The following is a 10,101-nucleotide window of genomic DNA, read 5'->3' as shown; positions in this document are numbered from 1 at the left end:
GCTCTATCCTCCTCGATCGATACCCTATCAGCGTGTAAACCATGTTTGCGGTTTAGGGTGTAAAGGATGAATGCGGTCTGTACCTTCTGCGACTCCCCCCTCAAGGGGGGAGTCGCAGAAGCCGAGCCGCAGGCGAAGGCTGATGCGGAGGGGGGCATACGCGGCGCCGCAAAGCAGCGCTGAATGGCGAAGGCTGATGCGGTGGGGGGTATACGCCAAGCTGTCAAATTCAGTTGTAGGTCTGGCCACGCAGGAAGGGAGCAGGGGCGCTCCCCAGGGAGGGACCAGGAGGGGGAGAATCTACCCGTCGATGGCTTGTGCGTCCAGTCGGTCCAGGATCAACTGTCCCATCTCGCGCGTGCCCACCGAGCGGCCGCCGGCCGCCATCAGGTCGGCTGTGCGGTAACCCTCGTCCAGCACCGAGGCAATCGCCCTTTCGATGGCGGCCGCTTCCCGCTCCAATCCGAAGGAATACTTGAACATCATGGCCGCGGAGGCAATCATGGCGATCGGGTTGGCCAGGTCCCTGCCGGCAATGTCGGGCGCCGTACCGTGGACGGGCTCGTAAAGACCGTTGCGGCCACCCAGGCTGGCCGAGGGCAGCATTCCAATGGAGCCGGTCAGCATGGAGGCTTCATCGCTGAGGATGTCTCCGAACATGTTGGTGGTGACGATGACGTCGAACTGCCCGGGGTCGGCAATCAACTGCATGGCGCAGTTATCGACCAGCATGTGGTTGAGTGCAATGTCGGGGAAACTTCTGCCCACCTCCGCAACCACCCGGCGCCACAACTGCGACGATTCCAGAACGTTGGCCTTGTCGACCGAAGTCAGCCGGCCTCGCCTCTTGCCGGCAGCCTCGAAAGCAACCCTGGCGATCCGCTCGATCTCGGACGTTCGATAGATCAGGGTATTGATTCCAACTTCCTGTCCGTTGATTTTCGAGATGCCGCGGGGCTGACCGAAATAGATGCCGCCGGTCAGTTCTCGCACGATCAACAGATCGACTCCCTCGACAATCTCGGGCTTCAGGCTGGAAGCCCCCGCCAGGGTGGGGTAGACATGAGCGGGCCGGAGATTGGCGAAGAGCCCCAGGCCGGCGCGCAAGCCCAGAATTCCCTTTTCCGGCTTCAGTTCGGGAGGATTGTCATCCCATTGGGGACCACCCACGGCTCCCAGCAGGACGGCATGGCTCCGTTTGCAGAGATCCAGGGTGGGTTCGGGCAGCGGCACGCCGGTGGCATCCAGGGCGCTGCCTCCGGCCAGGGCCTCTTCGGTCCGGATGCAGTGGCCGTACCGAGCGGCGATCCTTTCGATCACCAGCAAGGCCTGGGCCATGACCTCTTTCCCGATTCCGTCTCCCGGGATTACCGCGACCCGCTTCTCACCATTGGATCCCATGGATTGTCGTTGCCTCTTTCCTTTTAAAGGATTATTACGCCTGGGGAACCGGCAGCTTTCGCTTGGCCCGCTGCCGGGAAGCCGCCGACTCCCTGGCATGGATCATCTTGTTGACGGCGTTGAGATAGGCGCGGGCGCTGGCGTCCACCAGGTCGGAGCTGGCGGCCTTGCCGGTGAAGTGATTGCCTTCGAAATGCACGTGAACGAAGACTTCGCCCACGGCGTCCTTGCCGCTGCTGACCGAACGCACGGAATAGTCCAACAGCCTTCCGGGCACGCCGGTGATTCGATCGATGGCCCTGTAGGTAGCCTCTATGGGACCGCAGCCCAGGGCGGTGTCCACGCAGAACTCGTTGTCCTTGCTCAGCCTTACCGTTGCCGAAGCCAGCACCTGATTGCCGCCCGTGGCGTGGACATACTTCAGGTGGTAGCGCTCGGGAATCATTCGTATGCCGTCGTGAATGATGGCCAGCAAGTCCTCGTCATAGATACTCTTCTTCTTGTCCGCCAGCTTGGTGAAGAGCATGTAGGCTCGGTCCAGTTCCTTCTTGTCCAGGGTGTAGCCCAGATCCATGTAGCGCTTGGAAAGCGCATGGCGCCCCGAATGCTTGCCCAGCACCAGGTTGCTGGTGGGAACCCCCACCGACTGCGGGGTCATGATCTCGTAAGTCAGGGCCTGCTTGAGCACCCCGTCCTGATGGATCCCCGCCTCGTGGGCAAAGGCGTTCTTGCCCACCACCGCCTTGTTGGCCTGGACCATCATTCCCGTCAGGTTGGAGAGCAGGTGGCTGGTCTTGTAGATCTGCTCCGCCTGAATTCCGGTGCTGAAACCCAGGTGCTCACGGCGTACCCGCAGCGCCATCACGATCTCTTCCAGGGAGGCGTTGCCGGCCCTCTCGCCGATCCCGTTGATGGTGCACTCCACTTGCCGGGCACCGGCCCGAATGGCAGCCAGGGAGTTGGCCACCGCCAACCCCAGGTCGTTGTGGCAATGGCAGCTCAAGCGCGCTCGGTCCATATTGGGCACCTTTTCGCGCAGCACACTGAAAATCCGTCCGAACTCCTCCGGCACGCAATATCCCACCGTATCGGGGATGTTGATGATGGTCGCGCCTTCCGAGATTGCCGCTTCCACAACCTGGCACAGATAATCCAGGTCGCTGCGCCCTGCGTCCTCGGCGGAGAACTCCACCTCGTCACAGAGGGACCGGGCCAACCGAACCGCATTGACCGTGTCCTCCAGGACTTGATCCCGGGAACGTTTGAGCTTGAACTTCAGGTGTATATCGGAGGTGGCGATGAAGGTGTGGATTCGCGGCTTGGCGGCAATGTCCAAAGCCTCCCAGCACCGGCGGATGTCCTTTTCCATGGCCCGGGCCAGTCCTGCCACCGTTACCGAACGGATCTCCCTGGCAACCTGGCGCACCGACTCGAAATCGCCGTCGGAGGCAATGGGAAACCCGGCTTCCATCACATCCACTCGGAGGGCTTCCAACTGGTGAGCCAGCTTCAGCTTCTCCTCCAGGTTCATGCTGCAACCGGGAGACTGTTCCCCGTCCCTCAAGGTCGTGTCGAAGATATGAATGGTGTCTTCCATCGGTTTCCCCCTGGTCCTGCTCACCTGCCGAAGCCGCAAGGCGCGAGCTCCTCTCAAAGGGTTCAGGTCCTAACCTGACTAGACCCGTTACCACATAGTTTGAGCTCAGCAGCCAGAACATTCAAGAAAAAGGAAACATCGGTCACAATTCCGATGGCCTGCTTGCTTCCCCGATTGCCCAGCTTGAGGGGAGTGGCTTCGTTGATATCAACGCACACGGTCTTGACGCTGCTCTTCAGTACATTGCCCACGGCGATGCTGTGCAGCGTCGAGGCCAGCATCAACACCACCGCCACCCCATCCAGGGCATCGATGTACTCCCGCTGCGCCTCCACGCAGTCGGTAACCACGTCCACCAGGGGACCGTCGTCCCGAATGGACCCGGCCAGGACCGTCCGAATGCCCCGCTTGACGCACTCGTACATCAAGCCCGCGGTCAGCACTCCCTTCTCGACCGCTCTCTCAATGCCTCCTGCCCGATTGATCTCGTTGATGGCCCAAATGTGGTTGCGATGTCCGCCGTCCACGGCCTTGCCGCTTTCCTGGTGAATTCCGAGGGAAGTGTTCAGAAAGGCCTTTTCGATATCGTGAGCGGCAAAGGCGTTGCCGGTGAGCACCACGTCCACGTAGCCCATCCGGATCACCTCCTTCAGGTAGCCGTCCGCGCCCGAGTGGATCACCGCCGGGCCCGGGACAATGGCGATCCGGTCTCCCGCCTTCTTGGCCGCGTCGATCTCCCTGGCAATCTGGGAAATCAGTATTCCCTTGTTGATTTCGGCGCTGGCGTCGTTGGACATGAAATCGAACACCGAGTACTCGCGGCTTCGTTCCTGCGGCTTGACCCGAATCCCCTGGCGTCCGACGACAATCCGGTCTCCCGCCTTCACTCCGCTGATCTTCTTGGTGATGGCCTGTTCACCCGTCCACACGATGACGGCATCCATCTTCTGGTTGACGACCGGTTGCCATTCCCCCCGGACCTTGATGAAGGTGTCGAAGTTGGTGGTGGAATAGAACTCGCTGGGCAGGATGCCGTCCTGTTCGGCCGGGACCAGACGGCAATCATCCCGATCGATGATGGCGCCGAAATCCTCCAGGGCAGCCAGGATGTCCTGCAACTGTTGCTGACTCCGGGCCTTCACCATGAGCCAGGCCCGGGAGGTTTCCTGGTTGTTCCTTCCGATCTCGAAGCGCAGGACTTCGAACTGGCCCTCCATTTCGACGATCTTGTCGAAGGCGTACTTGAGTATGCCCGAATCGATCAGGTGGCCTTCGATCTCGATTTCTTCCTGCAACTGAACCATGGATGGTCACCGGTACGGTTGGAGCCCTTTGGCGGGCCACTGACTAGCTTTCCGTCTTGTTCATCCAGCTCATCATGTCCCTCAGTCCCTTGCCCACCTGCTCGATGGGGTGTTCGGCCTCCCGGCGCCGATTGGCGTTCATGGAAGCCCGCCCGGACTGGTTCTCGAGGATGAATTCCCGAGCGAAATTGCCGTTGCAGACATTTTCCAGGATGTCGTCCATGGCATCCCGCACGGCCTGGTTGACGATCTGAGGCCCCCGGGTGTAGTCACCGTACTCGGCGGTGTCGCTGATGGAATAGCGCATGTAGGACAAGCCGCCTTGATACATGAGGTCTACGATTAACTTCATCTCGTGAAGACATTCAAAATAAGCCACTTCCGGTTGATAGCCGGCTTTGATGAGTGTCTCGAATCCAGCCTTGACCAAGGCGGAAGTCCCGCCGCAGAGTACGGCTTGCTCACCGAACAGATCGGTCTCGGTCTCCTCCTTGAAGGTGGTCTCGATCACCCCTGCCCGAGCGGCGCCGATTCCCTTGGCGTAGGCCAGCGCCACGTCGAGGGCATGGCCGGAAGCATCCTGCTCGATGGCAACCAGAGCGGGAACGCCTGCTCCCTCCTGGTAGACCTGGCGGACCATGTGTCCGGGGCCCTTGGGAGCGATCATGGAGACATCCACCTCCGGCGGCGGTACGACTTGACTGAAATGAATGTTGAACCCGTGGCTGAACATCAGGGTCTTTCCTGCCGACATATGCGGCTTGATGGAGGCTTCGAACACTGCCCGTTGCGTCTGGTCGGGAACCAGGATCATGATCACCTGGGATTGGGCCGAAGCCTCATCCACCGTGGCCACCTGAAGTCCTTCGCCCTCGGCCTTGGCCCAGGAGCGGCTCCCCTCATAGAGTCCGACCACCACCTCCAGTCCGCTGTCCCTGAGATTCAAGGCATGGGCATGTCCCTGACTGCCGTAGCCGATAATGGCAATTTTCTTTTCCTTCAGGTGAGCCAGATCTGCATCTTCATCGTGATAAACTTTCGCCATTGACGCGTCCTCGCTTGGATATGGATTGGGTCCGGAAACTGCTTCCGGGGCCCTCGATTGCCTGCAGGGGGCAGCCCTGGTTCCGGCCCATGGATGCTGCCCATGTTACACCAAGCCATCACCTGCCTTCAAAAAACTCGGTAGTGTCTCAGTTTGTCCGGGTCCAAGGTTGGGATGAGAGAATCGCATGGAATTTCGGGGCGCCATTCCGACTACGCTAGTAGACCTCGTCACCTGTTTCTACGAGGAAATGTTGTTGGGGCCGGGCGACCGGTCCTGGCATAAATTGAAGGACCGGAACGACCCAACGTCCGAAAAAACCAACTGACCACGCAGGTGCCGTTTTGCAACCCTTCACGCTCTCTCTGCTGGCCACTCTCCCCATCGTCGCGGTAGCCCTGCTGCTGGTGCTGCTGCGATGGCCCGCCAGGCGGGCCATGCCGATCGCCTACCTGGTTACCGCCGCGCTTGGCCTGTTGGTGTGGCAAGTACCGGTGCGGCAGGTGGCCGCGGCTTCCATCAACGGCCTGGTGGTTGCCGCCACCCTGCTCTACATCATCTTTGGAGCCATTCTGCTGCTCAACACCCTGCGGCAAAGCGGCGCCATTCAGGCCATCCGAAGCGGTTTCACCAATGTGACTCCCGACCGGCGGATTCAGGTGGTGATCATCGCCTGGTTGTTCGGCACCTTCATCGAAGGGGCTGCCGGTTTCGGGACGCCGGCGGCCATCGCCGTCCCTCTGCTGGTGGGACTGGGGTTCCCGGCCATGGGTGCGGTCATGGCCGGAATGATCATTCAAAGCACACCCGTCTCTTTCGGTGCCGTGGGGACCCCCATCCTGATCGGAGTCAACAGCGGGCTTTCCGCCGATGCCTCCATCCAGGCCTTTGCCCTCCAGGCCGGATTCACCGATTGGAACGGCTTCCTCTCCGAAATCGGCTTCCGGGTGGCGCTGCTGCACACCGCTGCCGGAACCCTGGTGCCCCTGTTCGTTCTGGCGTTGATGACCCGCTTTTTCGGCAAGAACCGATCCTGGGCCGAGGGATTGCGGGTATGGCCCTTTGCCCTCATGGCCGCCTTCGCCATGACCCTGCCCTATCTGTTGGTAGCCAGATTTCTGGGTCCCGAGTTCCCCTCCCTGTTCGGGGGGCTCATCGGCCTGGCTCTGGTGATCTTTGCCGCCAAGAGAGGTATTTTCATGCCGCGGCCGGAGAATCAATGGGATTTCGATGCTCCGGAACACTGGCCCGGCCACTGGACCGGATCGGTTCGTCTGAAGGAGGAGCCTCCGGCTCGCCCAATGGGCCTGTTGAGAGCCTGGACACCCTATCTTCTGGTAGGCCTGTTGCTGGTACTCACCCGGCTGGGATTTTTCCCTTTTCAGGAATGGACTCGGGCCTGGACCATTTCCTTTCCGCACATCCTGGACACCGGGATCTCGGCCCGCGTGCAGCCCCTCTATCTGCCCGGAAGCATATTTCTGCTGGTTTCAGTCCTGACCTTCTGGGCTCACCGGTTGAGTTTGTCCCGTTTCCGGGAGGTGTGTTTTCAATCGGCCGGGACCACGGCAGCTGCCTCGGTCGCCCTCATCTTCACCGTCCCCATGGTGCAGGTATTCATCAACTCGGACGGTGGGGCCGCCGGTTACGACAAGATGCCCATCGTGCTGGCCGCCGGTGTGGCCGCCCTGGCCCAGACCGCCTGGCCGATTTTCGCCCCTTTCATCGGAGGCCTGGGGGCTTTCGTAGCCGGCAGCAACACCGTCAGCAACATGATGTTCTCCCTCTTCCAGTTTGGAGTCGGGCAACGCATCGGGGCGGATCCGGTCTGGATGGTGTCCCTGCAAGCGGTAGGCGGAGCCGCCGGCAACATGATCTGCGTTCACAACGTGGTGGCGGCTTCGGCGGTGGCCGGGCTGGTCGGCAAGGAGGGCGCCATCATTCGCCTAACCCTGCTTCCCTTCGCCACCTATGCCCTTTTGGCGGGTGCTTTGGGTTATGCGATCGCGTGGCATTCCCGGCAAGGCTGGGTGAATCCGGGAACGTTCATCGTCCTGTTGATTGCGGCGACCGTCGTGTGGCTGATCGCTGCCGGCAGGCAGCGGGCCGGGTAGGGTTACATGCTGCCCAGAGCCTGTTCCATCAGATCCATTCCGGTCACCAGGTTCTCCATGCTGGTCGCAAAGGAGATGCGCACGTGACCTTCCATGCCGAAGGCTGAACCCGGAACCACGGCTACTCCCGAATGACGCAGCAGCCAAGTGGAAAACTCCACCGAGTCCCGCACCTCGCTCCCGAAATAGCTGGAAATGTTTGGGAAGGCGTAAAAGGCGCCTCCCGGAGTGGCGCAGCTCAGGCCGGGCATGCCGTTGAGCCGTTCCACTACGTAACGACGCCTGCGCTCATACTCTGCAATCATCTGTGACACCGAGTCCTGGCTGCCGAGGATGGACTCAAGGGCCGCTTTCTGGGAAACCGAGGCCGGGTTGGCGCTGTGGCTCTGGACGTTGCTGACGCTCTTGGCGACTTCCCGCGGGGCCACCAGGTAGCCAATGCGCCATCCGGTCATGGCGTAGGTCTTGGAAGCGGTGTTGACCAGCAAGGAAACATGCTTGGCACGGTCGGCGTACCGAGCCAGCGAGGTGTGCCGATTTCCGTCGAAGACGAAAAATTCATAGCATTCGTCGAAAATGATCATCAGATCCCGGTCCAGGGCCAGGTCCACGATCCGGTTCATCTCATCGGCCGGAATTACGGCTCCGGTAGGATTGTTGGGCGTGTTGACCACCATGGCTCGTGTGCGGGAGGTTACCTTGGCTTCCAGGGCCGATGCCTTGAGGACAAAGTTATCCTCTTCCCGGGTCACGACCTCGACCGGTACGGCTCCAACCATCTTGAACTGCTCGGGAAAAGTCACCCAGTAGGGAACGGGCAGCAGCACCTCGTCACCTTCTTCGAACAGGGCAAAGGCCAGGTTGAACAAGGTGTGCTTGGCGCCGCAGGAGATCACCACCTCGGGCACGGAGTAGTCGACCCCATACTGGCGGCGGTATTTCTCCACCACAGCTTCCCTGAGGTCCTTGATACCCGGTGCCGAGGTATAGCGGGTGAAGTTGTCGTCGATGGCCCGGTGTCCTACGCCCTTGATGTTGTCGGGGGTGTTGAAGTCCGGCTCACCGATACTGAAGTCCACCACCTCCCGACCTTCGGAGCGCAGGCGGTTGGCCTCTTCCGATACCGCCATGGTCGGCGAGGGCGAAAGGCGCCCGACTCGTTTGGCTAGTCTCATCGTCTCTCCCCGCGTCAATTCCAGTCATTCCAGGCTTTCAGCCGGGCTTCACACGGCCCTGGCGGAAGCAGAGTATATTCAGTTCCCGGAGCAAAGTAAAACCGTTCGGGAGTCCGTCCCCCGACGCCTGCAATCCCGGATTCTCAGGGGATGGCGAAGCGTCGTTCCCCATGGGCTGACGCCCACGGCTACCTGTTGTTGCCGCAGCAACAGTCATTAAAATTCCAGTGACGTTTATCTCCGTCCGTTATAGTCTATAACTGTGTTATTTATGAGTGTATTATCTAGGTCTTGCCATCGCTGGACTTGCTACCAACATCCCTTGCTTTCCACTGCCATCCCCCATTTAACAGGGGGATGGATACTTTAAGCAACGTCCCTCCTGCCCGACCTAAAACCAAGCCCACCGGCCGCCACCCCAGCAACGCCCTCTCGACCGCCTTTCTGCGCTCCGCTCCGCCCGGAAGACACGCCGACGGAAACGGATTGTACCTCTTCGTCCAGCCTTCCGGGAGCCGGAAGCCGGAGGTTGGCCTTGTCGGTAAATCTGCCGGGCTCTCAGCACTCTCTCATAGTTCCCCTAACCACGACGGCGAAAGCTCCGCTCTCTGCGAGCAGCACCTCCTGTTGGTCCTGCTGTGCCGGATCAGATGACCACCCCAAATTGTCAAGATTGCGCAAAGGAGAGTCGTAAGTGGTCGATTCTCAGTGCACCAGCAAGTCAAGAAGTGCCAGGAGGGTTAGTTGGTCTGCCGGATTTCAGCGGTGGCGTCCATGTACTCTTTGCCCGCATTTACTCGCCGGAGACGGAACACGTGAAACCCTGTGTGCTTTCCAGATTTGTCCTGATTCATAAACGTGTATCTCCAGTTGTTCTCGTCGAGCCGTTTAACAATGGACGTCCCCAGGGTTACTCTTGCTGGCATCAGATGAAAGGGGAGCCCTGTAGAGGTATTTTCTTCAGTGACACGGTGCGGGCTGTCCTTGGGGACGATCACAAATTTCTGGGAGAGAAAGAGGATGGCACCAAGGGCGAAGCCTAGGACAAAAGCGCCCGCTACAGCCGAGATGTGTACTTTTCTCCACATATTCGCCTCCTTTTCTAGTTACCTTGCCTGACATTTCTTGATGGTGTTTGATTTACGAGTATATCGCACCTCTATTGTGAGAGGGGCTTTACAGATCCTTACAAGGACCCTCTTTCCGGCCAGCCAACTGGAAGAATCAGATCTCCCGCCCCACGATTTCTTTGGACAGTGATTTGAGCAACTCTTTGAGAAGCTACAGGAGAGGAGAATCACGCTATGTCTAGACGAAGGAATGGGGCGACGGTAGCCGATAGGGCGACCGTAGCACGCGCCGGATCCGTAGGTGCTAGAAAGAGCCGGTGATCAAAAATGGTTTGGACCGAACTGCGGGCACTGCATTGGCTATGGATATCGCGTGGCGGGCTCAGGACCCGCTT

General features: G+C 59.9%; 7 protein-coding genes. 1 reads left to right on the top strand and 6 read right to left on the bottom strand.

What is annotated here, in order from left to right:
• Nucleotides 1–300: 300 nt before the first annotated feature.
• The 4 genes from leuB to ilvC form a co-directional block, all read right to left on the bottom strand.
• Nucleotides 301–1,401: a 3-isopropylmalate dehydrogenase gene (leuB, locus tag OXI69_03205; protein ID MDE2665139.1), complete on the bottom strand. Its 1,101-nt coding sequence runs from the start codon at nucleotides 1,399–1,401 to the stop codon at nucleotides 301–303.
• A 34-nt stretch (nucleotides 1,402–1,435) separates the two neighbouring features.
• Nucleotides 1,436–2,998 carry a 2-isopropylmalate synthase gene (locus OXI69_03200; GenBank protein MDE2665138.1) on the bottom strand — a complete coding sequence of 521 codons (1,563 nt, stop codon included), beginning with the start codon at nucleotides 2,996–2,998 and terminating at the stop codon, nucleotides 1,436–1,438.
• A 62-nt stretch (nucleotides 2,999–3,060) separates the two neighbouring features.
• On the bottom strand, nucleotides 3,061–4,302 hold the full coding sequence (locus OXI69_03195; protein ID MDE2665137.1) for a TIGR00300 family protein: 1,242 nt from the start codon (nucleotides 4,300–4,302) through the stop codon (nucleotides 3,061–3,063).
• Between the two features lie 43 nt (nucleotides 4,303–4,345).
• Nucleotides 4,346–5,347: a ketol-acid reductoisomerase gene (gene ilvC / locus OXI69_03190; protein ID MDE2665136.1), complete on the bottom strand. Its 1,002-nt coding sequence runs from the start codon at nucleotides 5,345–5,347 to the stop codon at nucleotides 4,346–4,348.
• 344 nt (nucleotides 5,348–5,691) lie between these two features.
• Between ilvC and OXI69_03185 the strand changes: the two genes are divergently transcribed.
• Nucleotides 5,692–7,461: an L-lactate permease gene (locus tag OXI69_03185; protein MDE2665135.1), complete on the top strand. Its 1,770-nt coding sequence runs from the start codon at nucleotides 5,692–5,694 to the stop codon at nucleotides 7,459–7,461.
• 2 nt (nucleotides 7,462–7,463) lie between these two features.
• Here the strand turns inward: OXI69_03185 and OXI69_03180 are convergent, their stop codons facing one another.
• A complete protein-coding gene (locus OXI69_03180; GenBank protein MDE2665134.1) occupies nucleotides 7,464–8,636 on the bottom strand; it encodes a pyridoxal phosphate-dependent aminotransferase in 1,173 nt (390 codons plus the stop codon).
• A gap of 740 nt (nucleotides 8,637–9,376) precedes the next feature.
• On the bottom strand, nucleotides 9,377–9,724 hold the full coding sequence (locus tag OXI69_03175) for a hypothetical protein (protein ID MDE2665133.1): 348 nt from the start codon (nucleotides 9,722–9,724) through the stop codon (nucleotides 9,377–9,379).
• Nucleotides 9,725–10,101 lie beyond the last annotated feature (377 nt).

It is taken from the genome of Acidobacteriota bacterium, assembly GCA_028875575.1.
In the GTDB taxonomy this organism is placed as follows: Bacteria; Acidobacteriota; Terriglobia; order Versatilivoradales; family Versatilivoraceae; genus Versatilivorator.
The sequence above is the reverse complement of the archived record's forward strand: the minus strand, read 5'-3'. Positions and strand labels throughout refer to the sequence as shown.